The sequence below is a fragment of the Promicromonospora alba genome, assembly GCF_042654905.1.
GTDB lineage: Bacteria > Actinomycetota > Actinomycetes > Actinomycetales > Cellulomonadaceae > Promicromonospora > Promicromonospora alba.
Genome location: NZ_JBHSFI010000001.1, coordinates 553,997 through 580,567, shown reverse-complemented (window position 1 = coordinate 580,567; position 26,571 = coordinate 553,997). Strand labels below are relative to the sequence as shown.

General features: G+C 70.9%; 23 protein-coding genes. 14 read left to right on the top strand and 9 right to left on the bottom strand.

Features of this window, described 5'->3' with window-relative positions:
- Positions 1-77: 77 nt before the first annotated feature.
- Positions 78-1,319, bottom strand: coding sequence for a glucose-1-phosphate adenylyltransferase (glgC, locus tag ACFO6V_RS02675; protein WP_377131908.1), 1,242 nt, complete (start codon positions 1,317-1,319; stop codon positions 78-80).
- 75 nt (positions 1,320-1,394) lie between these two features.
- Between glgC and glgA the strand changes: the two genes are divergently transcribed.
- Positions 1,395-2,717 (top strand): glycogen synthase, encoded by a 1,323-nt coding sequence (glgA, locus tag ACFO6V_RS02670; protein ID WP_377131906.1) that lies wholly within the window; start codon positions 1,395-1,397, stop codon positions 2,715-2,717.
- A gap of 28 nt (positions 2,718-2,745) precedes the next feature.
- Here glgA and ACFO6V_RS02665 read toward each other — a convergent pair whose 3' ends face one another.
- Positions 2,746-3,507, bottom strand: a complete 762-nt coding sequence (locus ACFO6V_RS02665; RefSeq protein WP_377131904.1) for a hypothetical protein — start codon at positions 3,505-3,507, stop codon at positions 2,746-2,748.
- Between the two features lie 43 nt (positions 3,508-3,550).
- Between ACFO6V_RS02665 and ACFO6V_RS02660 the strand changes: the two genes are divergently transcribed.
- The 7 genes from ACFO6V_RS02660 to ACFO6V_RS02630 all read left to right on the top strand — a co-directional run bounded on the left by ACFO6V_RS02660 (position 3,551) and on the right by ACFO6V_RS02630 (position 12,569).
- Positions 3,551-4,336 (top strand): ABC transporter ATP-binding protein, encoded by a 786-nt coding sequence (locus ACFO6V_RS02660; RefSeq protein WP_377131902.1) that lies wholly within the window; start codon positions 3,551-3,553, stop codon positions 4,334-4,336.
- A 271-nt stretch (positions 4,337-4,607) separates the two neighbouring features.
- Entirely contained in the window at positions 4,608-5,036 is a 429-nt protein-coding gene (locus ACFO6V_RS02655; protein WP_377131900.1) for an NfeD family protein, read from the top strand.
- 142 nt (positions 5,037-5,178) lie between these two features.
- Positions 5,179-6,345 (top strand): SPFH domain-containing protein, encoded by a 1,167-nt coding sequence (locus ACFO6V_RS02650; protein ID WP_377131898.1) that lies wholly within the window; start codon positions 5,179-5,181, stop codon positions 6,343-6,345.
- Positions 6,346-6,489: 144 nt separating this feature from the next.
- Positions 6,490-7,254 carry a TetR/AcrR family transcriptional regulator gene (locus ACFO6V_RS02645; RefSeq protein WP_377131896.1) on the top strand — a complete coding sequence of 255 codons (765 nt, stop codon included), beginning with the start codon at positions 6,490-6,492 and terminating at the stop codon, positions 7,252-7,254.
- A complete protein-coding gene (locus tag ACFO6V_RS02640) occupies positions 7,254-9,065 on the top strand; it encodes an ABC transporter ATP-binding protein (RefSeq protein WP_377131894.1) in 1,812 nt (603 codons plus the stop codon). The genes ACFO6V_RS02645 and ACFO6V_RS02640 overlap by 1 nt, the downstream gene beginning before the upstream one ends.
- A gap of 154 nt (positions 9,066-9,219) precedes the next feature.
- Entirely contained in the window at positions 9,220-11,145 is a 1,926-nt protein-coding gene (locus tag ACFO6V_RS02635) for an ABC transporter ATP-binding protein (RefSeq protein WP_377132144.1), read from the top strand.
- Between the two features lie 146 nt (positions 11,146-11,291).
- Entirely contained in the window at positions 11,292-12,569 is a 1,278-nt protein-coding gene (locus ACFO6V_RS02630) for an endo-1,4-beta-xylanase (protein WP_377131892.1), read from the top strand.
- Positions 12,570-12,699: 130 nt separating this feature from the next.
- On the opposite strand, the gene ACFO6V_RS02625 is transcribed toward ACFO6V_RS02630, so the two are convergent.
- Positions 12,700-13,467, bottom strand: coding sequence for an SDR family oxidoreductase (locus tag ACFO6V_RS02625; protein WP_377131890.1), 768 nt, complete (start codon positions 13,465-13,467; stop codon positions 12,700-12,702).
- A gap of 101 nt (positions 13,468-13,568) precedes the next feature.
- Between ACFO6V_RS02625 and ACFO6V_RS02620 the strand changes: the two genes are divergently transcribed.
- Both ACFO6V_RS02620 and ACFO6V_RS02615 read left to right on the top strand, forming a co-directional pair.
- Positions 13,569-14,402 carry a helix-turn-helix transcriptional regulator gene (locus tag ACFO6V_RS02620; RefSeq protein ID WP_377131888.1) on the top strand — a complete coding sequence of 278 codons (834 nt, stop codon included), beginning with the start codon at positions 13,569-13,571 and terminating at the stop codon, positions 14,400-14,402.
- Between the two features lie 15 nt (positions 14,403-14,417).
- Positions 14,418-14,819 (top strand): YchJ family protein, encoded by a 402-nt coding sequence (locus tag ACFO6V_RS02615; RefSeq protein WP_377131886.1) that lies wholly within the window; start codon positions 14,418-14,420, stop codon positions 14,817-14,819.
- Here the strand turns inward: ACFO6V_RS02615 and ACFO6V_RS02610 are convergent.
- Both ACFO6V_RS02610 and ACFO6V_RS02605 read right to left on the bottom strand, forming a co-directional pair.
- Positions 14,816-15,427, bottom strand: a complete 612-nt coding sequence (locus tag ACFO6V_RS02610) for a response regulator transcription factor (protein ID WP_377131884.1) — start codon at positions 15,425-15,427, stop codon at positions 14,816-14,818. The two genes, ACFO6V_RS02615 and ACFO6V_RS02610, sit on opposite strands and share 4 nt — an antisense overlap.
- Positions 15,424-16,650: a sensor histidine kinase gene (locus tag ACFO6V_RS02605; RefSeq protein ID WP_377131882.1), complete on the bottom strand. Its 1,227-nt coding sequence runs from the start codon at positions 16,648-16,650 to the stop codon at positions 15,424-15,426. Before ACFO6V_RS02605 ends, ACFO6V_RS02610 begins: the two co-directional genes overlap by 4 nt.
- Positions 16,651-16,837: 187 nt before the next feature.
- Here ACFO6V_RS02605 and ACFO6V_RS02600 point away from each other — a divergent pair, with 187 nt between their 5' ends.
- Positions 16,838-17,737, top strand: coding sequence for a hypothetical protein (locus tag ACFO6V_RS02600; RefSeq protein ID WP_377131880.1), 900 nt, complete (start codon positions 16,838-16,840; stop codon positions 17,735-17,737).
- Positions 17,738-17,854: 117 nt separating this feature from the next.
- Here the strand turns inward: ACFO6V_RS02600 and ACFO6V_RS02595 are convergent, their stop codons facing one another.
- Complete coding sequence (locus ACFO6V_RS02595) at positions 17,855-19,357, bottom strand: RICIN domain-containing protein (RefSeq protein WP_377131878.1); 1,503 nt, start codon at positions 19,355-19,357, stop codon at positions 17,855-17,857.
- A gap of 117 nt (positions 19,358-19,474) precedes the next feature.
- Between ACFO6V_RS02595 and ACFO6V_RS02590 the strand changes: the two genes are divergently transcribed.
- Positions 19,475-22,393 (top strand): hypothetical protein, encoded by a 2,919-nt coding sequence (locus ACFO6V_RS02590; protein ID WP_377131875.1) that lies wholly within the window; start codon positions 19,475-19,477, stop codon positions 22,391-22,393.
- Here the strand turns inward: ACFO6V_RS02590 and ACFO6V_RS02585 are convergent.
- On the bottom strand, positions 22,368-22,997 hold the full coding sequence (locus ACFO6V_RS02585) for a sigma-70 family RNA polymerase sigma factor (protein WP_377131873.1): 630 nt from the start codon (positions 22,995-22,997) through the stop codon (positions 22,368-22,370). The two genes, ACFO6V_RS02590 and ACFO6V_RS02585, sit on opposite strands and share 26 nt — an antisense overlap.
- Positions 22,998-23,347: 350 nt before the next feature.
- Between ACFO6V_RS02585 and ACFO6V_RS02580 the strand changes: the two genes are divergently transcribed.
- Together ACFO6V_RS02580 and ACFO6V_RS02575 are read left to right on the top strand one after the other, a co-directional pair.
- Positions 23,348-24,430 (top strand): DNA polymerase IV, encoded by a 1,083-nt coding sequence (locus ACFO6V_RS02580; protein WP_377131871.1) that lies wholly within the window; start codon positions 23,348-23,350, stop codon positions 24,428-24,430.
- Between the two features lie 66 nt (positions 24,431-24,496).
- Positions 24,497-25,339 carry a TrmH family RNA methyltransferase gene (locus ACFO6V_RS02575; protein WP_377131869.1) on the top strand — a complete coding sequence of 281 codons (843 nt, stop codon included), beginning with the start codon at positions 24,497-24,499 and terminating at the stop codon, positions 25,337-25,339.
- A gap of 182 nt (positions 25,340-25,521) precedes the next feature.
- Here ACFO6V_RS02575 and ACFO6V_RS02570 read toward each other — a convergent pair whose 3' ends face one another.
- Both ACFO6V_RS02570 and ACFO6V_RS02565 read right to left on the bottom strand, forming a co-directional pair.
- Positions 25,522-26,265 carry an ABC transporter ATP-binding protein gene (locus ACFO6V_RS02570; RefSeq protein WP_377131867.1) on the bottom strand — a complete coding sequence of 248 codons (744 nt, stop codon included), beginning with the start codon at positions 26,263-26,265 and terminating at the stop codon, positions 25,522-25,524.
- On the bottom strand, positions 26,246-26,506 hold the full coding sequence (locus tag ACFO6V_RS02565; protein WP_377131865.1) for a hypothetical protein: 261 nt from the start codon (positions 26,504-26,506) through the stop codon (positions 26,246-26,248). Before ACFO6V_RS02565 ends, ACFO6V_RS02570 begins: the two co-directional genes overlap by 20 nt.
- Positions 26,507-26,571: the final 65 nt, after the last annotated feature.

The window sequence follows — 26,571 nt, the reverse complement described above, 5'->3', positions numbered from 1 at the left end:
GGAGTGGTCGCCGTCCGGACCTCCAGACAGCGACCACCCCTACGTTCGACGCCTCACGACGGGGCGCCGGCGCCGGGTCAGTCGACGACCGTGCCCTTTGGGACCACCGTCAGGCCCGACTCCGTGACCGTGAAGCCCCGCGCGCGGTCCTCGTCGTGGTCGACGCCGATCCGGGCCCGCTCGTTGACGATGACGTTCTTGTCGACGATCGCCCGGTGCACGTGCGCGTACCGGTGCACCTGGACGTCGTCCATCAGCACGGAGTTCGACACGTTCGAGTACGAGTGCAGGTGCACGCCCGGCGAGAGCACCGACCCCGCGGCCTGCGCACCCGAGATCAGCACGCCCGGCGAGACGATCGAGTCCGCCGCGTGCCCCATGCGCCCCGGACCGGCGTGCACGAACTTCGCCGGCGGCAGGCCGGTGTAGCCCGTGTACAGCGGCCAGTCGTAGTTGTAGAGGTTGAAGATCGGGTGCACGGCGATGAGGTCGACGTGGGCGTCGTAATAGGAGTCGATGGTGCCGACGTCACGCCAGTAGCCGCGGTCCCGGTCGGTGGATCCGGGCACGTCGTTGCGGATGAAGTCGTACACGCCGGCCTCGCCCTGCGCGACGAACGCCGGGATGATGTCGCCGCCCATGTCGTGCCGCGAGTCCGGGTTCGCCGCGTCCTTCGTGACGGCCTCGACCAGCGCATCGGCGTCGAACACGTAGTTGCCCATCGAGGCGAGGATCTCGCCGGGGGAGTCGGGCAACCCCGTCGGATCGGTCGGCTTCTCCAGGAACTCGCGGATTTTCGTGGGGTCGGCAGGGTCGACGTCGATGACGCCGAACTGGTCGGCCATGCCGATCGGCTGCCGGATCGCGGCGACCGACGCCCGCGCCCCGGACTCGATGTGCGCGTCCACCATCTGGGAGAAGTCCATGCGGTAGACGTGGTCGGCGCCGACCACGACCACGATGTCGGGCCGCTCGTCATCGATGATGTTGAGGCACTGGTAGATCGCGTCGGCGCTGCCGAGATACCAGTGCTTGCCCACGCGCTGCTGCGCGGGGACGGGCGCCACGAAGTTCCCCAGCAGCGGCGACATGCGCCACGTCTTGGAGATGTGGCGGTCCAGGGAGTGGGACTTGTACTGCGTCAGCACGACGACGTGCAGGTAACGCGAGTTGACGATGTTGGAGAGAGCGAAGTCCACCAGACGGTAGATGCCGCCGAAGGGCACTGCGGGCTTGGCGCGGGCGGCGGTCAGCGGCATGAGCCGCTTTCCCTCGCCGCCGGCGAGGACGATCGCTAGGACGCGAGGAGCGGAAGCCATACGGGTGACATTAGGCCCTTTTGCGCTGGTCCGTCAGATGGCACGCTGAGACTTCGCGCACGCTAGGTTGGCAAGATGTCCGACGTCGCTGCCGCCCCAGGCTTCGCCCCCCGTTCCGTACCCGCCACGGGCCCCGCGCCCCGCACCGCGCAGCGGCCCGCCGACAGCCTCCGGGTCGACCTGCTGACCCGCGAGTTCCCGCCGCACGTCTATGGCGGTGCGGGCGTCCACGTGGCCGAGCTCGCCACGGTGCTCGCGCAGCACGCCGACGTGCGGGTGCGCTGCTTCGACGGCCCGCGCGACGCCGCGACCGAGGCGTCCGGCGTCACCGGGTACGTGACCCCGAAGGCGCTCGCGGGCGCGAACCCCGCGCTGGCCACCCTCGGCACGGACCTCGTCATGGCCGACGACGTCGCGGGCGCCGACCTGGTCCACTCCCACACCTGGTACGCCAACATGGCGGGCCACCTGGGCGGGCTGCTGCACGGCGTGCCGCACGTGGTCACCGCACACTCCCTGGAGCCGCTGCGCCCCTGGAAGGCCGAGCAGCTCGGCGGCGGCTACGCCCTCTCGTCGTGGGCCGAGCGCACCGCGTACCTGGGTGCGGCGGGCGTCATCGCGGTGTCGGCGGGCATGCGGGCCGACATCCTGCGCGTCTACCCCGAGCTCGACCCGGAGCGCGTGCACGTGGTGCACAACGGCATCGACCTGTCGGGCTGGCGCCGTCCCGCCGCGGACGACGACGCCGCGCAGGCCGCCGCCGCGGCGACCGTACGCCGCCACGGGATCGACCCCGACCGGCCCGCCGTCGTCTTCGTCGGCCGCATCACCCGGCAGAAGGGTCTGCCGTACCTGCTGCGCGCCGCCGCCGAGCTGCCCCCGGAGGTGCAGCTGGTGCTCTGCGCGGGCGCACCCGACACCCCGGAGATCATGGCCGAGGTGCTGCGCCTGGTCGAACGCCTGCGTGAGTCCCGGACCGGCGTCGTCTGGATCGAGGAGATGCTGCCGCGCCCCGACCTGATCGCGGTCCTGGCGGCCTGCACGGTCTTCGTCTGCCCGAGCGTCTACGAGCCGCTCGGCATCGTGAACCTGGAGGCCATGGCTGTGGGCCTGCCCGTGGTCGGCACGGCCACGGGCGGCATCCCCGAGGTGGTCGACGACGGCGTCACCGGCCTGCTGGTCCCCATCGACCAGTCCGACGACGGGACGGGCACGCCGCTCGACCCCGACCGCTTCGTCGCCGACCTCGCGGGGGCGCTGACCCGCGTCGCGACCGACCCGGAGGCGGCAGCGGCGATGGGGGCCGCCGGGCGCCGCCGGGCCGAGGAGCACTTCACCTGGTCGGCGATCGGCGAGCGCACGATGGAGGTCTACCGGCAGGTGCTCGGACGGGCCTGAGCGGCTGACCGCGGCGAGCAGCGGCGGTTCAGCGGACCTCGCCGTAGGTGGCCGCGCTCATCGCGTGGCGGGCCGTGCGGTCGACCTCGCGCAGCGCCGTGGACCGCTGGTCGACCTGGAAGACGTTCACCGCGCCGCCGTCGTCCACCGTGCCCAGGGCGACGATGGCGCGCAGGCGGCTGGCCAGGTCCAGCACGCGGGCACGCCGCCCGTCCAGGTGCGGCACCGGCCACGACGACGTGCTGGCGGACCGGATCCGCTCGATGGCGTCGGCGGCGTCGTCGCGCCAGCGGGCGACGTCGAGCTGGTCGAGCGCGTCGGTGGCCGTCATCAGGCTCGTGCGGAGCTCGCGCTCGGCGTCGGCGACCGAGCCGACGGCGCCGAGCACCAGGGTGGTCCACGCGGGGACCTCCAGCACCTGCCACGTCACCATGTGCCCTGGCTCGATGTGGCTGCCGAACGCCTGGACCTTCGGCACCGCGGCCCAGCTCCCGTCCGGCGTCGTGACCACCACGCACTCCCCGGCCTCCGTGGCCTCGAGGTTGGCGACCGCGGGCACGCCCGCCGGGTCGCCGGGCGCGGGCAGCAGCGCGCAGACCTCGCGCGGCCCCGTCGTCCAGGCGGTGAAGAGCGTGTCGAGGTCGGTGCCATCGGCAAAGCCGGGTAGCCCCTCCACGGTGTGCGGCTCGTCGTCGCCCACCACGGACTTCACAGCGTCCGAGGTGTCGCCTATGCCCTGCAGCCACAGGGCGAGCAGCACGCTCCGGGGGAGGTCCTGATCGGTGTCCACCGCAGAACTGTAAATGACTACTCCTCGGGTATCGTCGGTGCCCATGAGCTCGGTTCTCCAACTCACGGGCGTCACCGTCCGTCGCGGCACCTCGACCATCCTCGATTCCGTGGACTGGCAGGTGAACGAAGGAGAACGGTGGATCGTGCTCGGCCCGAACGGTGCGGGCAAGACAACTCTCCTCCAGATCGTCGCGGCGCGCCTCCACCCGACGTCGGGTACGGCGAAGGTCCTCGACTCGACCCTCGGCAGGGTCGACGTGTTCGAGCTCCGCCCGCGGATCGGTATCTCGAGCGCGGCGCTCGCCGAGCGCCTCCCGACGGCGGAGACGGTGCGCGACGTCGTGCTGACCGCCGCCTACGGCGTGACCGGCCGCTGGCACGAGACCTACGACGAGCTCGACGAGCAGCGCGCGAAGGACCTGCTGGCGCTGTTCGACGTCGACCACCTCGCCGACCGCACCTACGGCACCCTGTCGGAGGGCGAGCGCAAGCGCGTGCAGATCGCCCGAGCCCTCATGACCGACCCGGAGCTGCTGCTGCTCGACGAGCCCGGGGCCGGTCTCGACCTGGGCGGCCGCGAGGAGCTGGTGGCTGCGCTGTCCGAGCTCGCGAACGACCGGCTGTCACCGGTGCTCGTCCACGTGACGCACCACGTCGAGGAGATCCCGCCGGGCTTCACGCACCTGCTGCTGATGAAGAAGGCGGGCATCCAGGCGGCCGGCCCGATCGAGGAGGTCCTCACCGCGGACAACCTCTCGGCGGCGTTCGGGCTCCCGCTCATCGTGGCCCACGGCGGCGGGCGCTGGCTCGCTCGCGCGGCCCGCTGAGCCGCGGTCCGATCCGGCCGGCTGATCCGGCCGCTCATCCTGCGTAGAACCCTGCGCGATCAATGCGCGTCGGCGTCGTCGACGCTGAAATATTCAGCGCAACAAAGAAACCAAGTTGAAACACTGGTTTTGCTACCGCAGTGTCAGTGGACCTTGGTAAAGTCCGGGCAAAGGTCCGAGGTGGCGGTAGATTCACCGCGAGGACCCGTCGGCGGAGAGGTTCCGCCGACGACCGGTCACCAGCCGGAGTGGAAGCTCGGAGGGAGCACCCATGGCCTGGTTGTGGTGGGTAGGCGCAGCGCTGATATTCGCGTTGATCGAACTCTTGTCACTGGATTTCGTCTTCATCATGTTCGCGGGCGGCGCGCTGGCCGCAGGGGTGGCGAACGCGTCCGGTGCTCCGCTGTGGGTGCAGGCGATCGTCTTCGTCGTGGCATCCGTGGTGCTGCTCGTGACGCTGCGGCCCACGCTCATTCGTCACCTGCGCAACAGCACGCCGAAGGCGCCCACCAACGCCGAGGCGAACGTGGGGCGCACCGCGTCGGTCGTCCAGGAGGTCAGCACCGCGTCGGGGCTGATCAAGCTCAGCGGCGAGGTGTGGAGCGCGCGAGCCGTACCCGGCTCGCCTCTGCTGGCTGCCGGCACTAGCGTTCGTGTGGTCCAGATCGACGGCGCGACCGCCGTCGTCGAGCCGGCATAGCCGCTTGACCGCCTGGCGCCTGGCGCCAGGCGCGACCCTCGTTGTTGCAGTCCCAGCGTGTTGTGGTCCCAGCGTGAAGCAGTCCCAAGTCAGAAGCTTGAAACAGTCCGTGCGGGCCTAGGTGCCCGCGTAAGGAGACGTCGTGGCAGAATTCGGGCAAGTCCTGCTCTATCTGATCATTGCCCTGGTCGTGATCGTCGGCATCGTTGCGGTGATCCGTGCGGTGCGGATCGTTCCTCAGTCGGTGGCGCTCGTGGTCGAGCGCCTCGGCCGGTACTCGAAGACGCTCGACCCCGGCCTGCACGTGCTGGTGCCGTTCGTCGACCGGGTCCGCGCCGGCGTCGACCTGCGTGAGCAGGTCGTGTCGTTCCCGCCCCAGCCGGTGATCACCAGCGACAACCTGGTCGTCGAGATCGACACCGTCATCTACTTCCAGGTGACGGACGCCAAGTCCGCGGTCTACGAGATCGCGAACTACATCACGGCGATCGAGCAGCTGACCGTCACGACGCTGCGTAACGTCATCGGTTCGATGGACCTCGAGCAGACGCTCACCAGCCGTGACCAGATCAACGGCCAGCTCCGTGGTGTGCTCGACGAGGCGACCGGGCGCTGGGGTATCCGCGTCAACCGTGTCGAGCTCAAGTCCATCGAGCCGCCGCCCTCGATCCAGGGCGCCATGGAGCAGCAGATGCGCGCCGAGCGCGACCGCCGTGCCGCGATCCTGACCGCGGAGGGCATCAAGCAGTCCGCGATCCTGACCGCCGAGGGTGAGAAGCAGTCGGCGATCCTGACCGCCGAGGGTGCCGCCCAGTCGCAGATCCTGCGGGCCGAGGGTGAGTCGCGCGCGATCCTCCAGGTCTTCGACGCCATCCACCAGGGCGACGCGGACTCCAAGCTGCTGGCCTACCAGTACCTGCAGATGCTGCCGAAGATCGCGCAGGGCACGTCGAACACGACCTGGGTCATCCCCACCGAGTTCACCGCGGCGCTGGGCAGCATCGCCCAGGGCTTCGGCGGCACGCCGGGCACGCCGGGTATCCCGACGCCTCCTGGCGGTGGCAGCCCGTCCGACGGCCCGCGCCCGACCGCGGCGCCGGTCCTCGACAAGCCGCTCCTGCAGGACCCGAGCGAGGCCCTCGCCGAGGCGCAGCGCCAGGCGGAGGCCGCCGTGGCCGACGCGACGAGCGCCGGCACCCGGTCGGGCGAGCCGTTCGACCCGAGCCACGAGCGCGGGCAGCGACCTGCCGGTGGCACGACGCCGCCTCCGCCGGTGCCCCCGGCCCCGCCGGCCCCGCCGGCCGGCTGAGCCTGAGCAAAGCGACGAAGTAGAGCGCCTGTCCGCTCTCCCTGGTGTCACGGGGGAGAGTCGGACAGGCGCTCTACTTCGTCGCTCTTACGCTCCCCGGATAACGAGTTGCGGAGTGAGTGCTCACTCATTTAGCGTCGAGGCATGGACAACGCACGACGGCGGGCAGCCCCGATGGCGCCGGAGGACCGCAAGGCGGCCATCATCGACTCGGTGCTCCCGCTCGTCGCAGAGCGCGGCAACGACGTCACGTCCCGCGAGCTGGCGCAGGCGGCCGGCGTCGCGGAGGGCACCCTGTTCCGGGCGTTCGGCGACAAGACGGCGCTGGTCGGGGCGGTAGCGGTCGAAGGGCTGCACCGCGCGGCCGGGCCTGAGCAGGCGCTCGCCGAGCTCACCGCCATCGACTCGGCACTCCCGCTGGAGCGGCGGCTGGAGCTCGTGATCGAGACGGGTCGCGGCCGCGCTGCCGAGGTCATGCGGTGGATGTCCGTGCTGCGTCACCTGCAGGCAGCCCTGCCCCCGGTCGACGATGACACCTCGCGCCAGCGGATGACCGCGTTCCGTGACAAGTTCATGGCCCAGCGCCTGAGCCAGCACGAGGCCACCGTCGCGGGCATCACGGCAGTCCTGGCGCCCGACCTGCACCGACTGCGCGTCCCTGTCGACGTGGCGATCTCGCTCATCGAGTCGGCCATCGCGGGCGCGCACATGCGGTTCGACAACCTGTTGCCGACGATCCCCGCCGACGTCCTGGCCGACGCCCTCGTGAACGGCCTCGCCGGTCCACCGAACGAGCCAGCGAAAAAGTCTGGCCCTGAACGCCCGGACGCAGCAGCCTCCAGTACTGCGGCACCGGGCGCCCTCACCCCTGGTTCTCCAGCCCCCAGCCTCGAAGGGAACTGCATTTAATGCTTGTCACGCTTGCCCGAAAGTACTTGGGCCCGTATCGCTGGGCGGTGGTAGCGGTGCTCGTCCTGCAGCTGGTGCAGACGCTCGCGGCGCTCTATCTGCCCAGCTTGAACGCAGACATCATCGACGACGGCGTGGTGGTCGGCGACATCGGCCACATCTGGCGCACCGGCGGCTGGATGCTCGTCGTGTCGCTGGGTCAGGTCGTTGCCTCGGTCGTCGCCGTCTACTTCGGTGCGCAGGTCGCCACGGCGTTCGGCCGGGACATGCGACGCGACCTGTTCCACACCGTGCAGACGTTCTCTGCGCGGGAGATGGCGCAGTTCGGCGCGCCGACCCTCATCACGCGCGGCACCAACGACGTGCAGCAGGTCCAGATGACGGTGCTCATGACCTTCACCATCATGGTGATGGCGCCGATCATGCTGGTCGGCGGAGTGATCCTGGCGCTGTCCGAGGACGTCACGATGTCCGGCCTCCTGCTGGTCATCGTGCCGGTGCTGGCCGCGACGGCGGGCGTCATCGTGTGGCGGATGGTCCCGCACTTCCGGCGGATGCAGAAGCGCATCGACGCCATCAACAGCGTGCTGCGCGAGCAGATCACCGGCCTGCGGGTCGTGCGGGCGTTCGTGCGGGAACGCCGCGAGAAGGAACGGTTCGGCGTGGTGAACGAGGAGCTGTACGACACCTCGCTGCGCGCCGGCCAGCTGATGGCCCTCACGTTTCCCGTGGTCATGCTCATCATGAACATGTCCTCGGTCGCGGTGCTGTGGTTCGGCGCGCGCGAGATCGAGACGGGAGGCTTGGAGATCGGCTCCCTGACGGCGTTCCTGAGCTACCTCATGTACATCCTCATGGCCGTGATGATGTCCACGATGATCTTCATGATGATCCCGCGTGCCGCGGTTGCGGCGGAGCGGATCGGGGAGGTCCTCGAGACGAAGTCGTCGGTCGTCGACCCGGAGAACCCGGTGCGATTGGTCTCGACAAGCTCGACCAGCGAGGCGGACGGCGAGGTCTCGGCAGGCTCGACCGGCGAGGACGAAGGCCCGCGCGGTCGCGTCACCTTCGAGGACGTCGAGTTCCGCTACCCGGGCGCCGAGGCGCCGGTGCTGCACGACCTGACGTTCGCCGCCGAGCCGGGCCAGATCACCGCGATCATCGGCTCGACGGGCGCGGGCAAGTCGACGCTGCTCAACCTCGTGCCGCGTCTGTTCGACGCGACGGGCGGCACGGTCCGCATCGACGGGATCGACGTCCGCGACGTCACGCAGCGCGACCTGGGCTCGCTCATGGGGCTGGTGCCGCAGAAGGCGTTCCTGTTCACCGGGACCGTCGCGGACAACCTCCGGTACGGCAAGCCCGACGCCACCGAGGAGGAGATGTGGGCGGCGCTCGAGGTGGCGCAGGCCCGTGACTTCGTCGAGGCGCTGGGCAACGACGAGAACGGCAGCGGCCTGGAGGCGGTGGTGGCGCAGGGCGGTGCCACGTTCTCCGGCGGGCAGCGGCAGCGGCTGGCGATCGCGCGGGCGGTGATCCGCAGACCGCGGATCTACCTGTTCGACGACAGCTTCTCGGCGCTCGACTACGCGACCGACGCGCGGCTGCGGGCGGCCCTGCGGCCACAGACGCGCGACGCGACGACGATCATCGTGGCGCAGCGGGTCGCGACCATCCGCGACGCCGAGCAGATCCTGGTGCTCGACCACGGCCGCATCGTCGGCAGGGGCACGCACGCGGAGCTGCTGGCGGACAACCCGACGTACCAGGAGATCGTGACGTCCCAGATGAGCCTGGAGGAGGCAGCATGATCGACAATGGCGAAGCCGCGATCTTGCCTGCCGACCGGGTGCGGGTGTCCCGCAAGACACAGGAGGAGGCAGCGTGAGCGGGGAAGAGAAGACCACCAAGGCCGCGCCGTCGGCGCCACCCGGCCCGCCCAACCCGCGCCCGGGACCCGGGCCGATGGGCAACATGGGCATGCCCGTGCAGAAGCCCATGGACTTCAAGGGCTCGCTGCGCCGGTTCGCCGGCTGGCTGCGGCCCGAACGGCTGAACGTCGTGGTCCTCATGGTGTTCGGGGTCGGCTCGGTGGCGCTCACCGTGCTGGGCCCCAAGCTCCTCGGCGACGCGACGAACGTGATCTTCGCCGGCTTCGTGGGGGCGCAGCTGCCCGCGGGCGGGACCACCGAGCAGGCGATCGCGGCGCTCCGGGCCCAGGGCCAGGACCGACAAGCCGACCTGCTGTCCGGCGTCCCCGGCGTCGTGCCCGGGCAGGGCATCGACTTCGCGCTGCTGGCTCAGACGTTGGGCTGGGTGGTCGCGGCGTACGTCGGGGCGTTCCTGTTCGGCTGGCTGCAGGCGCGCATCACCACCGGCGTCGTGCAGCGCACCATGCGGGACCTGCGCGACCAGGTGGAGGCGAAGCTGCACCGCATCCCGCTGTCCTACGTGGACGCCAAGCAGCGCGGCGAGATCCTGTCGCGCGTCACCAACGACATCGACAACGTGGCCCAGACGACCACGCAGACCCTCGCGCAGCTCGTCACGGCGGCGCTCACCGTGGTCGGCGTGCTCTTCATGATGTTCTGGATCTCGCCGATCCTGGCGCTCGTCGCGCTGGTGACGGTGCCGCTGTCCGTGGTCATGACCATGCAGATCGCCAAGCGCAGCCAGCCGCAGTTCGTGGAGCAGTGGGCGGCCACGGGACGCCTCAACGCGCACATCGAGGAGTCGTTCACGGGTCACGCGCTCGTGAAGGTCTACGGGCACCAGGAGTCCACCGCCGAGGCCTTCGCCAAGGAGAACGCCTCGCTGTACGGGGCGAGCTTCAAGGCGCAGTTCATCTCGGGCACCATCCAGCCCGCCATGGGGTTCCTCGCGAACCTGAACTACGTGATCGTGGCGGTCATCGGTGGGCTCCGCGTGGCGTCGGGCACGCTGTCGCTGGGTGACGTGCAGGCGTTCATCCAGTACTCGCGCCAGTTCACGCAGCCGCTCACGCAGGTCGCGTCGATGATGAACCTGCTGCAGTCCGGCGTCGCCTCCGCGGAGCGGGTGTTCGACCTCCTGGACGCACCCGAGCAGACCGCCGACCCGGCAGAGTCGCAGAAGGTGGAGCCGGTGCGCGGGCGGGTCGCGTTCGAGGACGTCTCGTTCTCGTACACGCCCGACCAGCAGCTCATCACCGGGCTCAACCTGGTCGCGGAACCGGGCCAGACCATCGCCATCGTCGGTCCCACGGGTGCCGGCAAGACGACGCTGGTCAACCTCCTCATGCGCTTCTACGAGGTGGACGGCGGGCGCATCACGCTGGACGGCGTCGACACGCGCGACATGTCGCGCGACGACCTGCGCTCGTCCGTCGGAATGGTGCTGCAGGACACCTGGCTCTTCAAGGGCACCATCGAGGAGAACCTGCGGTACGGCGTGCCGGACGGCGACACGGTGGGCGAGGAGGAGTTCCTCGCCGCCACCCGGGCCACCCATGTGGACCCGTTCGTCCGGACGCTGCCCGACGGTTACGACACCGTCGTGGACGAGGAGGGCTCGTCGGTCTCGGCCGGCGAGAAGCAGCTCCTCACCCTCGCACGGGCGTTCCTCGCCGACCCGGCGATCCTGGTGCTCGACGAGGCGACGTCGTCCGTGGACACCCGCACCGAGGTGCTGGTGCAGGAGGCCATGAGCCGGCTGCGCAAGGACCGGACGTCGTTCGTCATCGCGCACCGCCTGTCCACGATCCGCGATGCCGACGTGATCCTCGTGATGGAGCACGGCGACATCGTGGAGCAGGGCTCGCACGAGGAACTGCTCGCGGCCGACGGCGCGTACGCGCGGCTGTACGCCAGCCAGTTCGCGGCGCCGGCGGTGGAGGAGCCGGCGGCGACGTAGCGCGGACGCGCGACCCAGAGATGACCATGCACTTGCTGCCGGCATCCGCCGAGAACTGGCAGCAGGTGCATGGTCATCTCGCCGTCCGGCCGGCGACGTCTTCGTGGTGACTCCACGGCGATGACGCTCGCCGCTAGGGTCGGCGCGTGACCTCTCTCTTCACGGCGCCCGACGAAGGGCGCACACCCGACCCGAGCCTGGCGCACCGCCGCGCCGAGGCCACCGTCACCCTGCGGGGAACAGACGGCGCGCCGCTGGCCGACCACGACGTCGTCGTGCGGCAGACGCGGCACGCGTTCCTGTTCGGCTGCATCGGATTCGACCTGATCGACCTGGCGAACGGCACCTCGCAGGACCCGGAGTACGACGGCCGCCTCGCCGACGCGTGGTTCGACGTCTTCAACCAGACGACGCTCCCGTTCTACTGGGGCACGTTCGAGCCCGAGCGCGGGGCGCCGCGGACGGAGCCGCTGCTCGGCGCGGCGCGCTGGTTCGCCGAGCGCGGCGTCGTCGTCAAGGGGCACCCGCTCGTGTGGCACACGGTCCAGCCGGGCTGGCTCCGCGGCCTGCCCGATGCCGAGGTGGAGCGGCTGCAGCGGGAGCGCATCCGGCGCGACGTCGGGGCGTTCCGTGGCGTGATCGACACCTGGGACGCGATCAACGAGGTGGTGATCATGCCCGTGTTCACCGCCGAGGAGAACGCGATCACGCCCCTCGCGCGCCGCAAGGGCAGGGTCGAGATGATCCGGATGGCGTTCGAGGAGGCGCGGGCAGTGGACCCGGGCGCGACGCTGCTGCTCAACGACTTCGACATGTCCACGGCGTACGAGTGCCTCATCGAGGCGGTGCTGGAGGCCGGGATCCCGATCGACCGGCTCGGCTTGCAAAGTCATATGCACCAGGGCTACTGGGGCGAGGAGAAGACGCTCGAGATCCTGGACCGGTTCTCCCGGTACAACATCCCGATCCACTTCACGGAGACGACGCTCATGTCGGGCGACGTGATGCCCGCGCACATCGAGGACCTCAACGACTGGCAGGTCGAGTCGTGGCCGTCGACGCCCGAGGGAGAGGCGCGCCAGGCCGACGAGGTGGAGCGCCACTACCGCACGCTGCTGTCGCACCCGGGCGTCGAGGCGATGACGTACTGGGGCCTGTCCGACCGGGGCATGTGGCTGAACGCCCCGGGCGGGCTGCTCCGGGAGGACGGCTCGCGCAAGCCCGCGTTCGACCGGCTGCGCGAGCTCGTCAAGGGCGAGTGGTGGCTGCCGCCCACCACGCTGCGCACCGACGCCGAGGGCCGGGTGCGGTTCGGCGGCTTCCTCGGGGACTATCGCATCGAGGCGGCCGACGGCGGTGCCGGCGACGTGACACTTGACGCGGCGGGGAGCGTGGACGTGATCGCGGTGGTCCCGGGGCGGTAGACCCACCCCGTCGAGCTTGTCGAGACCCGTCTTGTCAGTACAGAGGTCTCGACAGGCTCGACCAACGGGCGGTGGTCTCGACAGGCTCGACCAGCGGGATCCGTTGGTCGAGCCTGTCGAGACCTGGGGGCTAGCTCGCCGGGGCCGCGATCGGCTCCGACGCGTTCAGGGCGTCGACGACCTGGTCGTAGTCGCCCCGGACCTCGCCGTAGCGGAGGAACTTGACCCGCTCGACCTGGATCTCGTGCGCGTCGGGCTGGGCCTCCAGCAGGCTCACGGTCTCGTCGGCGTACTCGTCCAGCGGCATGGCGTGCGGGTCCTCGTCGTGGCCCGGCATGAGCGTGGTCTGCACGGACGGCGGCACCAGCTCCGTGACGGACACGCTCGTGCCCGCGAACTGCAGGCGGATCGACTCCGACAGCATGTGGATCGCGGCCTTGCTCGCGTTGTACGTCGGGGTGACCCGCAGCGGGGCGTGGGCCAGACCCGAGGACACGGTGAGGATCGTCGCGTCCGGCCGGGACTGCAGGTGCTCGGTGAACGCGGCGATCAGCCGGATCGGGCCGAGCACGTTCGTCGTGACGACCGCCTCGGCGTCCGCCAGGAAGCCCGGGGTGCGCCAGTTCTCGGCCCGCATGATCCCGGCCATGGGCACCAGCACGTTGACGTCGGGGAACCGCTCGATCACCTCGGCGGAGGCCGTCCGGATCGACTCGGCGTCGTCCGTGTCGATGCGGACGACGGCGAGACCGTGGTCGGCGGCGAGGGCGTCCAGCGTCTCGGTGCTGCGCCCGCCGACGATCACGGTGTTGCCGCGGGCCTGGAGCCGCAGCGCGAGGGCGAGGCCGATACCGCGGGTCCCGCCGGGAACGAAGATGGTGTTACCGGTGATGTTCATGCCTCCACCGTGCGCCGCCCGGACCGACGGCGGGAGAGACCCGGTGAACCAGGGACCCGCGATCCCTGGCTCCCGTGCGCGGCGCGGCGCACGATAGGCAGATGAACCGCGCAGCGCTCGCCGACTTCCTCCGCCGACGCCGGGAGGCCCTGCGCCCGTCCGACGTCGGACTGGTGCCGGGGCCGCGCCGTCGGGCACCGGGACTGCGCCGCGAGGAGGTGGCGGCCCTGACCGGGATGTCCGTGGACTACTACGCGCGGCTGGAGCAGCAGCGCGGGCCGCAGCCGTCCGAGCAGATGCTCGCGGCGCTCTCCCGCGCCCTGCGCCTGACCGTCGAGGAGCGGGACTACATGTTCCGGCTCGCCGGCCACGGGGTGCCGCGGCGTGTGCCGCTCGAGTCCCACGTGGCGCCGGCCCTGCTGCGCGTGCTGGACCGGCTCGAGGACACCCCCGCGCTCATCCTGTCGGGGCTGGGGGAGCCGCTGGTGCAGAACCGGCTCGCCGAGGCGATCTTCGGCACGCCCCCGGAGACCGGCCTGGCCCGCAGCTCCGTCTACCGCTGGTTCATGGAGCCCGACTCCAGGAACGTGTACCCGCCGGAGGACCACGAGCGGCAGGGCCGCAGCCAGGTCGCCTCGCTGCGGGCCGCCCACGGCGCGGCCGGACCGGGCTCACCCGCCGACGAGATGCTGCGCGTCCTGCTGCGGGAGAGCCCGGAGTTCGTCCGGATGTGGGAGCTGCACGAGGTGTCCCGCCGCTTCGAGGAGCACAAGACGCTGGTGCATCCCGAGCTCGGCCGCATCGACGTCGCCTGTCAGGCGCTGTTCACCGAGGACCAGTCGCAGGCGCTCCTCGTGCTGACGCCCGAGCCGGGCAGCGAGGCCGAGGAGAAGATCCGCCTCCTGGCGGTGCTGGGGCACGAGACCTTCGCGTAGTGCGAAGATCACCTGGTGCACGACGACGACCGCTGCCCCTGCCTCTCCGGTGACACCTACGGCGCCTGCTGCGGGCGCTACCACTCCGGCGCCGCCACCGCCCCGACCGCCGAGGCGCTGATGCGCTCGCGGTACTCGGCGTTCGCGGTCGGGGACGAGGCCTATCTGCTCGCCACGTGGGCGCCCACTACCCGGCCGGACACCGCCGGGCTGGGCGACGAGCAGTGGCGTCGCCTGGACGTCCACCGCACCGAACGCGGCGGCCCTTTCGACACCACCGGCGTCGTCGAGTTCACCGCCTTCTACCGCTACCCGGCCACCGGCGCTCGCGGCAGCCTGCACGAGACCAGCCGCTTCGTCCGTGAGGGCGGCCGCTGGTACTACGTCGACGGCGACCGCGAGGCGAACGACCGCTAGATCCAGCCCTCTTCCCAGGCACGATGCGCCGCGGCGTGGCGGGTGGCGACCCCGAGCTTGGCCATCGCCGACGACAGGTAGTTGCGCACCGTCCCGGGCGCGAGGTGCACGGCTGCCGCGATCTCGGCGACCTGGGCGCCGGTGCGTGCCTCGCGCAGCACCTCCAGCTCGCGGTCGGTGAGCGGGCACTCGTTCTCCGTGAGCGCCGACGCGGCGATCTCCGGGTCGACGTACCGGCGCCCGACGGCGACGTCGCGCACGATCTGCGCCAGCCGCGCCGCCGGCGTGGACTTGGGCACGAACCCGCTCACGCCCGCGGCGAGGGCCCGGCGCAGGACCGCCGGCCGGGCGTGCCGCGTCACGATGATGACGCGGGGCGGCGTGCCGTCGGCCCGGGCCAGGATCTGCGCGGCCGCGTGCAGCCCGTCGGTGGGCGGCATCTCGAGGTCGAGCACGGCGACGTCGGGCCGGTGCTGCTCGGCGAGCCGCACGGCGTGCGTGGTGGTGGCGGCCTGAGCCACCACCTGGAGGTCGTCCTCGAGGTCGAGGAGGGAGCAGAGGGCTCCGCGCAGCAGCTCCTCGTCGTCGGCCAGCAGCAGGCGGATCATCCGGTCACCGTAGCCGTGACCACGAACCGGTCGCCCTCGCTGGTCCACGAGAGGTGCCCGCCGACGGCGTCGAGCCGTTCCGCGAGGGACACCAGGCCTGTGCCGTCACCGCCGCCGGCGGACCCGCTGCCCAGCCCGGCCGGCCCGCCGTCGAGACCCACCTGCCCGCCGTCCAGCTCGGCCGGCCGGACGCCGTCGTTGTCGATGAGGAGGCGGGCGCCCGCGCCGTCGGGCACCAGGACCATTGCCGCGCGTGTGGCCCGGCTGTGCCGCAGCAGGTTGGTGGTGGCCTCCCGCACGACCAGGCCGAGGAGGCTGCGGGGCCCTTGCGGAAGGCTCGCGGCGAGGTCGGCGTCGACGTCGGCCAGGACCTCCACGCCCGCCGCAGTGAGGACCTTCGACGCGTTGGCGATCTCGGCGTCGAGGGTGGTGCGCCGGTAGCCCTGGACCAGGGAGCGGGTCTCGCGCAGGGCGTCGCCGGCGAGCTGCTGCACCTCGCGCATCGTAGCGGCGGCCCGCGCGGGGTCCGCCTCCGCGAGCCGCGCCGCGAGCTCGCTCTTCAGGGCGATCACCTGGAGATGGTGCCCCTGGATGTCGTGCAGGTCGGCGGCGAACCGGAGGCGCTCGTCGGCCACGGCGAGCTGTCCGGCGAGCCGCCGGGCGTCGTCGAGGCGGGCAGCGACCTGCCAGCCGCGCAACATGCCCAGCATCGCCGGGCCGAACGCCACGACCATCAGGGCGGGCATCCACGCGGCGTGGCCCAGGTGTGGTTCGTCCATGCCGAGGGCCGTGAGCAGACCCACCGCCGGCAGCAGGACGAGCGTGACGCCGAGCACCAGCCAGGCCCGGCGGGAGGGCAGGAACATGACGAGCACCGAGATCGTGGCAGCGGGCGCGATCGACCAGATCCCGAACTCGCCGAGCGCGAGCGGCACCGCGGCGGCGACTGTCGCGGCACCCCCCGCGGTCACGAGCCAGCCGGTCGACGGCGCCTCGTCCCGGATCCGCCGCGCCAGCAGGACGCCGCACGCCACGATGGTCGCCGCCGTCGACAGGCCCGTGAGGGCGCGCAGCCCGGCCGGGACGTCCGGGTCCAGCAACCAGTCGCCGACGGCGAAGCCCAGCACGCAGGCCACCGTCCCCGCGAGGCCCCACCAGATGTTGCGGCGGAAGCTCGCGAGGCCGCTGCCGTCGTCGTCCACGACGGTCGGGGGGCTGCTCATGGCGCCATCCTGCCAGCGCCGACGCCGCGGCGGGGCGGGCGGCCGGGCCCTGATGACATCTGTCATACGAGGTTGTGACATGTGCTCGTGCCCGGGTGCGGTCCGGCACTACTGGCCGCGGTCGCCGTCGGACAGCGTGGATACCAGCGCGGCGAGGAACGCCGCCCGGAGCCAAGGAGACGGAGACATGGCGGAGACGACGGCAGAGACGACGACGGCCCACCCGACGATCCACGGAGGAACCCACGCGGCAACCCACCACATCGCGCCCACGACACGGTGGCGGAAGGTGCTGCGGTTCCACGCGCACCTGGTCGAGATGGTCGTCGTGATGGTGCTCGGGATGATGCTGCTGGCGCCGGCGTGGGACTGGTTCGGCGCGGCCGTGGGGATCGAGGCGCTGCTGGCCCGGCCGGACGTCGGCGCGGTGGTGATGGTCCTGGACATGGTGGCCGCGATGACCGTGTGGATGCGGGTGCGGCGGCACGGCTGGCCCGCCATCTGGGAGATGAACGCGGCGATGGCGGCGCCGTTCGCGGTGCTGCTGGTGCTGTTCTGGGTGGGCGCCGTCGGTGCCGGCGACATGATGCTCTGGGGCCACGTGCTGATGGTTCCGGCGATGGCGGGCGCGATGCTGCTGCGGCCGGCCGAGTACACGGAGCACGTCCACGGGTTCGACCTGGTCTGGCTGCGGGAGCGGTGGCCGGTGCTGGTCGGGCTGCTGCTGCTCGTCGGCACGCTCGCGGGAGCCGGCGCGGGCTCCGGCGTGCCGACGTGGCTCGTCTTCGCGATGGCCCTGGTGTACCCGGTCGTGGGACTGCTCCGGAACAGCATCCGGGGGCGGTCGATGGTGCTGCTGCAGGCCGCCGGGCTGGCGGTGTTCGGGGGCATCAGCCTGCTGGCCGGCGTCCTCGTGGGGCAGGACACCGGGGCGTACGTGCTCGCGGCCGGCCTCGTGGGGCACGGCGTCTGGGACGCGTTCCACCACCGGGCGAATGCCGTGGTGTGGCGGTGGTACGCCGAGACGTGCATCGTCTACGACGTGCTGCTGGCGGCGGCGGTGCTCGCGTCGACGCTGGGCTCCTGACCCGCGCCTGTAGGTCCGCGAAGTAGAGATTCGCGAAGTAGAGCGCCTGTCCGGGTCTCCCTGGCGACACCAGGATTTCGGACAGGCGCTCTACTTCGCGAATCTCTACTTCACCGACTACAGGGTCCAGCGCTGGTTCGCGCCGCCGTTGCAGGCGTACTGCTTCAGCCGGGTGCTGTTCGCCGTCGACGAGGCGGGCACGTCGAGGCACTTGCCCGAGTGCCGCGCCACGAGCTCGGTGTAGCCGCCGCTCACGCTGCGCAGCTGCCACTGCTGGTTGGTGGCGCTGCCGCAGGCGTACTGGATGATCGCGGCGCCGTCGGTCGTCGCGGCGTTGTTCACGTCCAGGCACTTGCCCGAGTGCTGCGCTACGACGTTGTGGTACCCGTTGCCGAGGTCGCGCAGGGCCCACTGCTGGTTCGACGCCCCTCCGCACGTGTACTGGGCGATCTCCGCGGCGTCGGCGGTCGACGCGCTCACCACGTCCACGCACTTGCCCGAGGACTGGTTGACGATGTCGGTGACCGTCGCCGTGGCGCCGCCGTTGCCCGCGTTCGGGTCGACGTTGTCGCCCCACGCCCAGCGCAGCCGGTTCGCGCCGGAGACGCTGCGGATCGCGAGCGAGAGGTTGGTGCCGCTGCCGCTCTTGATGTACATCGAGTACCCGTCGTACCCGATGTTGCCGGTCTTGCCGCCGATCCCCGGCCAGTAGGTGCCGCCCATCCCGGTGTCGCGCATGACCTGCGTGACGGCGCGGATGTGGCGCACGAAGTTGTTGGTGCTGTTGGCGTCGCCGTAGTTCAGGCCCTCGTTCATCGCTCCGCCGAACTCCGTGACGACGGTCCGGGAGGCACAGTTGCCGAGCCGGGTGGTGACGTGGCTGCGCCAGCCGTCGTAGGTGTTGTCGCCGTAGAAGAACGCGTAGTGGTGGAAGGACAGGAGCGTCGCGTTGAAGCGGCTGTCGTTGCAGATGTCCCGCAGGTCCTGGCTGTAGCCGGTGCCGCCGATCAGGACGCGGGCCGGCACCGCCGAGTAGTGGTAGCTGAGCCAGTTCGCGGCGACGTCGCGCCACTCGGCCGAGCTGTAGCCGTGCGGCTCGTTCATGGGCTCGAAGTACACCCGCGTGTTGGAGCCGTACTGGCTGGTCACGGTGGACCACATGGTGTTGAAGGCGGCCATGTTGGTGATCCGCCCGCCGGAGGCGGCGCCGTCCTCCCAGTAGGCCAGGATGACCTTGAACCCCCGGGCGGTCGCGGCGTCGATCGCGCCCCGGTAGTTGTTCCACCAGGTGGTGCCCACCGTGTGCGTGTTGATCGGCAGCCGCACGGTGTTGATGCCGAGGGTCGACTCCATGTCGTCGTACACGGCGTTGGCCTTGGCCTGCACCGTGGCGTAGCTGTCGGAGCTGCTGAGGCCGTCGAGGACGAGCGGTCCGGTGCTGAAGTTGTCGCCCAGCACCGCCCAGTTCATGCCGCGGAACTGGCTGGTCGCGGCGGTGGCGGGTGCGGCGGTGGACAGCGCGGTGACCGGCAGCAGGACGAGGGCGGCCAGCAGGCTCACCAGTATCCGGAAGGGCTGTCGAGCGGGCGGAGTGGTGCCATGACGATGACGTGCGCTCATGGTGGTGACCTATCTCGTGCTTCGTTGCACGTAGCAGGGGCTGCGGATGAAATCCGCAGGGAAATATTAACGTTAACATCGGGAGAATTGCTACCTTGGGCGCTATTTTGGGGCCCTATGGAGAGCGCGCCGTCCGGCACCCCCAGCAGCCCGCAACCCCACATCCTCGAGCTACGGATCCACGGCATCGCGAACGCACTGCCGTACGGATCGCTCGACCTGCCGCAGAGCGAGGTGGTCCAGTCCGACGGCGACGCCCTGGGCAGCTTCTGGACCCCGAGGCCGGACGCCGAGGCGCGGGACAAGGCGCTCCCGCCGGGTCACGTCCGCGCCATCCGGCCCGACGTGCGCCGCGAGGCCTACTCCTGGAGCGCGATGGCGCGCCTCGGCGGCCTCCCGTTCGGCGGCGTGCTCGGCGTCCTCGGCACCGTGGCGGTGCGGCTGCTGTGGGCGGCGATGATCCCGTTCGGCCTGGCGAACGCGGCGTACTGGGCGCGCCGCATTCCGGCCCCGGAGGCTGGTGCGCACGAGGCCGGCGCAACGGAGCCCGGCGCAACGGAGCCCGGCGCAATCGGGAGCGGCGGGCGCGAGCCCGGCACGCGCCGTCCGGCGTCCGGCACCCTGCGTCCCGAGGCGACCGCCGCGCTGACCCGGGTGTTCGCGCTCGGACTGACGCTCCTGTTCGTGTCCGCGGTGGCGACGGTCGCGCTGTCCGTGATCGGCACGCGGTGCATCGGCCTGGCGACGGCGGCGCCCGACTCCGTGGTCCCCGTCTGCGCGCGTATCCCGAGCGTGCTGTACGGCCTGGCGCGGATGGACGTCGGCGACCGGCTGGCCCTCCTGTCGCTCGTGCCGGTGCTGCTGGTCACGGTGCTGGTCCTCGTGGCGCACAGCGGCCAGGTCCGGTTCGAGTCGAAGTTCTCGTCTGTGCGCGCCGGGCGCACGGTGCCGCCGTCGGGCCCGCCGCTGCACCGCGCGGGCTTCTGGTCCCAGCGCACCGGCTCGGGTCTGCTGTGGGCGCACCTCGGGGCGGGGCTCGCCCTGACCGGGCAGTACCTCACCTGGACGCGGTACGCCGACGCCGGGCTCCCGATGCCCGGCCTGCCCGTGGCCGGCCTGGTGGTGATCCTTGGCGCATGCGTGTTCGTCGCGCTGCGCACGGACGACGACGGCGTCCAGGCAGTGGCGCCGCGCGCGAAGGGCCGGGCCGGGATCGTGGTGTTCGCGGCCGGGCTGCTCGTCTGGCTGCTGGCCTGCTGGGCGTGCTTCTCCGGCCCGCAGCCCGCGAAGATGCCCGCCCTCATCGGCCTGGACCTGGTGCCTGCCCTGCTCAGCGTCGGGCTGTGCGGTATCGCCGCGACCGGCCTGGCCTGGCGCACCACGCGCAGCGTCCGGGGCGTCGCCGCGTGGAGCATCGTGCCGGTGGTCGCCACCGCATGCGTCGCGTATGTGCTGGTGACTGAGCCCGACGGCCCGCTGCGCCACCTGCTCGTCGCGGTGGCCGTGCTCGCGATCCTGAGCCCGGTCGCGGTGGTGCTGGCGGCGGTCCTGCTGCGGCGCCGTCGGTACGAGGGCTGGAACGGCGCGGGACCTGGCGTGTTCCTGCTGGTCTCCGCCGCGGCCGCGGCCGTGTACTCGAGCCTGCTGGTGCTCGGCGTGCAGTGGTTCCTGCGCAGCGGCGAGACTGCGCCGCCGAAGCCGCTCGGCAACGGCCTGGTCGGTCTGCCCCGCGACGTGCCTGAGATCGACCTCGTCCGGGTCCCGCCGGTCTACACCGAGTTCGGCACGGCGTCGGTGGTGATCGCGCTGGTGTTCGTGGTGCTGGTGGGTGTGGCGCTGGCCGGCCCGTACGTGATGGACGCCGTCCGCTCCAGGGACCTGTGGATCCCGAGGGCACCCCGCACCGCGGGCCTGCCCTACGGCCCCGCGGTGCCGGCCTGGCGTGCGGTCGCCGACGCCCCGGACTCCGACGGCGGCCCGAACCCCGTACTGGAGCGCGTGCTGCGCGGCCGGAAGGTCGCAGCGATGTCGCACCGGGCGGAGCTCGCCGGGGGTGCGCTCGCCGCGGCGTCCTACGTCGCGGCCCTGCTGGCGCACGTCCCGCTGATCACCCAGCACAGCGACACCGGCACCTACCAGACACCGCTGTGGCTGTCCGGGCTGGCGGTGCCGGCCCTGGGCGTGCTCGCGGCGACCCTGGTGGCCAGCGCACTGGCGGGCACGACGGGCGGCGGACCGTCACGTCCGTGGGGCCTGGTGTGGGACCTGCTGTGCTTCCTGCCGCGCAGTGCCCACCCGTTCGGTCCGCCGAGCTACGCCGAGCGCGCGGTGCCCGAGGTGCGCTCGCGGGTGGATGCCTGGCTCACGGGCGCCGACATCGCCGACGACGCCGAGCGCGAGCGGGTGGCCCCGGCCCGGCGCGTGGTGCTGTCCGCGCACTCGATCGGTGCCGTGCTGGCCGCGGCAGTGATCCTGATCCGTGCGGGCAACCCGGTACCCGACACCGTCGACGGCCGGCTTGGCCTCCTGTCGTACGGCACGCAGCTGCGCCCGTTCCTGGGCCGGTTCTTCCCGGACCTCCTGGGCCCGACGACGACCGGCACGCCGCCGTGCACCGGGCCGGCCTGGTCGGCGGACCCGTGGGGCGGGCAGGTACGCGCCGCGCGGGCAGCGGTGGGTTCCGGACCCGGGGCGGTTCCGGCGGCGCCGTTGACGCCGGAGCGCCCCGAGCCCGGCTCGGGGGAACAGGTCACGCTGATGTCACTGCTGACCTGCGGTGCGAAGCCTGCGTGGGTGAACCTGTGGCGGCGCACCGACTTCATGGGCTTCCCCGTGGTGGGTTACGGGTCGAACGAGGTGGATCGCGGGGCGGAGGAGATGGACCGGTCGGCCTATCTCTTCGCCGTAGCTGCCCACTCGGGCTACCAGTCGTCGTGGGCGTACCACGTGGCGCTGGACGAAGTCGTCTCTCGGCTGACGCCGGCTGGGCCCTCAGGTGCCCAGCCGGCGGTCACGCGGCGAGGGGAGCCGGGCTGACGACGTCGCGCAGCCTGGCCAGTGCGCTCTCGAGGATCTGAGCCACGCGCTCCTTGGTGACACCGAGGCGGCGGCCGATCTCGTCGAGGGTCCGTGTGGTGCCGTCCAGGAGGCCGAACCGCATCTCCAGTACCCGGGCCTCCACGGCGTCGAGGTGCCGCAGGGCCTGCCGGACACGGCGGCGCAGCATCGTCTGCTCGGGGGTCGGGCCGTTCTCGCTCGGCGACTCGGCGTGCTCGGCGGCGGCGACGGCGCGCACGATCGAGCGGCGCACCCAGCGGGTCGCGTAGGCGGCGAACGTGCCGTGCGCGGGGTCGTACGAGTCGGCGGCGCGAACCAGGCCGACGTTGCCCTCCTGCACGAGGTCCATGAACGGCAGGCGGCCCGAATAGGTGCCCGCGACGGCCGGCACGAGCCGGAGGTGGGCGAGGACGAGACGCTCCTTCGCGTATTGCCCGTCCTTGACCCGCGCTTCGAGCTGTACGCGGAAGCTGGGGGAGACCGCTGTGGAGTGGAGGGTGCGTGCGGCGTCTGCTCCGGCGACTGCTCGCTCGAGGAGAGACTCGAGCTGCGCGTCGTCCAGCGACGGCGTCCGCTCGATCATCGCAGCGTAGGACTGGGGCAACGCGGGGTGCGGACTGTGTTCCTTGCTGCGGCGTGCACGGGATGACCGGGCAGTTCGGGTAGTTCTCATCGCAACTCTCCTCACGAGCGGGACGAACTTTCCTTGCCCGGAGCATATGGAGTCTTGGGGCTCGGGGGAAGCGGAGAGGATTTCGCTCTCAGAGATAACGGGACGATAACGGCATGCCACGGTCGTCCCGCGCGCAACCCTCGTTCCAGCCATGTTTCGGGCGCGTTCCCACCGCATTCCGGCCGGGTGTCGGAACCGGGTGTGACAACCGTGGGACTGAACCGGGTGACAGCTCGGTGGCGTCCCGGGAGACTCGTGCCATGGGAGCGCACGCCTTCCGCTGGGTCCTGCACGTCGACCTCGACCAGTTCCTGGTCGCGGTCGAGGTGCTGCGCCGCCCGGAGCTCGCCGGAAAGCCGGTGATCGTGGGCGGGCGCGGCGACCCGACCGAGCGGGCAGTGGTCTCCACCGCGTCGTACGAGGCGCGGAAGTTCGGCGTCGGCTCGGGCATGCCGCTGCGTATCGCTGCCCGCAAGGTCCCGGACGCGATCATCCTGCCCGTCGACCACGAGGTCTACCTCGAGGCGTCCGGGCACGTGATGGACACGCTGCGCGGGCTCGGTCTGGTGGTGGAGGTGCTCGGCTGGGACGAGGCGTTCCTGGGCTGCGACGCCGACGACCCGGAGGCGGTCGCCCACCGGGTACAGGAGGCCGTCCTGGCCGCCACCGACCTGCACTGCTCGGTAGGCGTCGGCGACAACAAGATCCGCGCGAAGATCGCCACCGGGTTCGGCAAGCCCGCGGGCATCTTCCGCCTTACCGAGCAGAGCTGGTTCGAGGTGATGGGGGAGCGGCCCACCATCGACCTGTGGGGCGTCGGCTCCAAGGTGTCCAAGCGCCTCGCCGCACACGGCGTCACGACCGTGGCGGAGCTGGCCGCGGCCGACGGCGACGTGCTGGTCGGCGAGTTCGGGCCTCGCATGGGCGCCTGGTACGGCGACCTCGGTCGCGGGCACGGATCCGCCGTCGTCGACGACGCGCCATGGGTCGCGCGCGGGCACAGCCGCGAGACCACCTATCAGCGCAACCTCACCACGCCCGAGCAGGTGGAGGCGGCCCTGCGGGACCTCGTCACGCAGGTGCACGCCGACACCGAGGCCGAGGATCGGCCCGTCTTCCGGATGGGCCTCAAGGTGCGCTACGCGCCCTTCTTCACGCAGAGCTACTCGAAGAAGCTTCCGGCGCCGACGCGGTCGCTCGACGAGATGACCAGCGCAGTCCTCTCCCTCGCAGGCGGCATGGAGCCGGGGCGCGAGGTGCGCCTGCTCGGCGTGCGCGCCGAGATGGTGATGCCCGACGGCGGTGACCCGGTCGAGCGCACGCCCGTCCGCGGACGGATCTGACGAGGGATCCGACCGGCGGATCCGCCCCGGCCCGACAAGGGCTCACCGGTCAGGGAGAATGCACGGGTGACCACCCTCGACGTCGTCCGCATCGACGACCCCGCCGACGAGCGCCTCGCCGACTACAACAGCCTCACGGACGTCGTCCTGCGCTCCAAGCACGAGCCGGCCAAGGGGCTGTACATCGCCGAGAGCTCGACGGTGATCCGGCGGGCGCTCGCCGCCGGGCACCGCCCACGGTCGTTCCTCATGGCGCCGAAGTGGCTGGACTCGATGAGCGACCTGATCGCCGAGACCGGCGCACCCGTCTTCGTCGCCGAGGAGCCGCTGCTCAAGGAGATCACAGGCTTCAACCTGCACCGCGGCGCGATGGCGGCCATGCACCGGCCGCCGCTGCCCGGGGTGCACGAGGTGCTCGCCGGTGCGCGCGGGGGTGCGGGGGCGCGGCGCGTGGTGATCTTCGAGGACATCGTCGACCACACGAACGTGGGTGCCGGCATGCGCGCGTGCGCGGCGCTCGGGGTCGACGTCGTGCTGTTCACGCCGAGCTGTGCGGACCCGCTGTACCGGCGGGCCGTCCGGGTCTCGATGGGGACGGTCTTCCAGATTCCGTGGACGCGGATCGATCCCTGGCCCAGCGGTATCCAGACGTTGCACGAGCACGGCTTCGAGGTGGCGGCGCTCGCGCTGGAGGATGACTCGATCTCGTTGGACGACCTCGTGGCCGATCCGCCCGAGAAGCTCGCGCTGGTGCTTGGCACGGAGGGTGACGGGCTCAAGGCGCGGACGATCGCGGAGTGCGACATGACGGTCCGGATCCCGATGTCCGGGGGAGTGGACTCGCTGAACGTGGCGTCGGCGGTGGCGGTCGCTGCGTGGGCCACGCGGGTGCCTGCCGGCAATCAGTGACGGCTAGGCCAGCCACCGAGCGCCGCCGACCGCGCCGCGTCCTGAGGTCCGGCAGGCCCGCCAGCAGGTCCAGCAGGTGAGCCTCACGTGAGACGAGCGACGATGGCATCGCGGGGGCGTGTTCCTTCGAGACGGACCGGGCAGTGTGAGAACTACCGATCCAACTCGAACCAGGGTCGAGGTCAGCCGGCGCCTTCATGCAATTGACCATCTCGAATAGTCACGATGCGTTCAGCTCGCGCGGCGACTTCCATGTCATGTGTGATGACCAGGAGCGTCAGGCCCTGGGAGCGGAGCTCATCGAGCGTCGCCAGGATTGCATAGGTCGTGTCCGTGTCGAGATTTCCGGTCGGCTCGTCGCACAGCAGCAGACTAGGTTCGGTCGCCAGCGCCCGAGCGATCGCGACGCGCTGGCGCTCTCCTCCGGACAAGGTGGTCGGAAAGGCATCCAGGCGGTGCCCTAGTCCGACCGCCTTCAGTTTCTGCTGAGCGACCGCTCGCCGTCTGCGCCCTGGTATTCCTTGATAGACCAGGGGAATCGCAACATTCTCTGTTGCGGTCCGATGCTGAATGAGATGGAACGACTGGAACACGAACCCGATCTTGTCAGCTCGCAGCCGGGTCCGCTTGGCCTCCTTCATGGTCGACGTATCTTGCCCGTCTAGCAGATAGGTTCCCGTGGTCGGCTCGTCCAACAGTCCCAACAGGTTCAACAGCGTGGACTTTCCAGATCCCGAAGGACCGACGATCGCGACATGCTCACCGCCGTAAACCTGCAATTGCACCGGCTTCAAAGCCTCCACTGGCGGTGGGCCAGGATAGGTCATCCCCGCTCGGTCCAACTCGATGAGCGGCGTGGTGTCAGTCTGCTTCGGCTCGACCGTCCGCAGCAGCAATGTGGCGTCACTATTGACCATAATAGTCATTCCGCTGGGGGTCCTGTCGAGGAGGAGTCTGGTCGAGCGATGTTTTCTGTCCTCGGAGCGTGGTCAGGAAAGTGAGTTCGGATGCCTTGATCACTCCCTGGCTGAGGGCGCTGATGGCAAGCTGGCAGTCGTTCTTGGCACCGAGCTTTTTGCGTATATCAGATGTACGTCGATGCAACTGCCGCTCGCAGACACCGACCTTCCGCGCGATCGCACTGCGAGGCTTGTTTTCGATGATCATGAGAACGATCAGAGTATCCTCTGGCCCCAGGAGAGGCTCAGGGTGATTACCGGGATTCACGACTC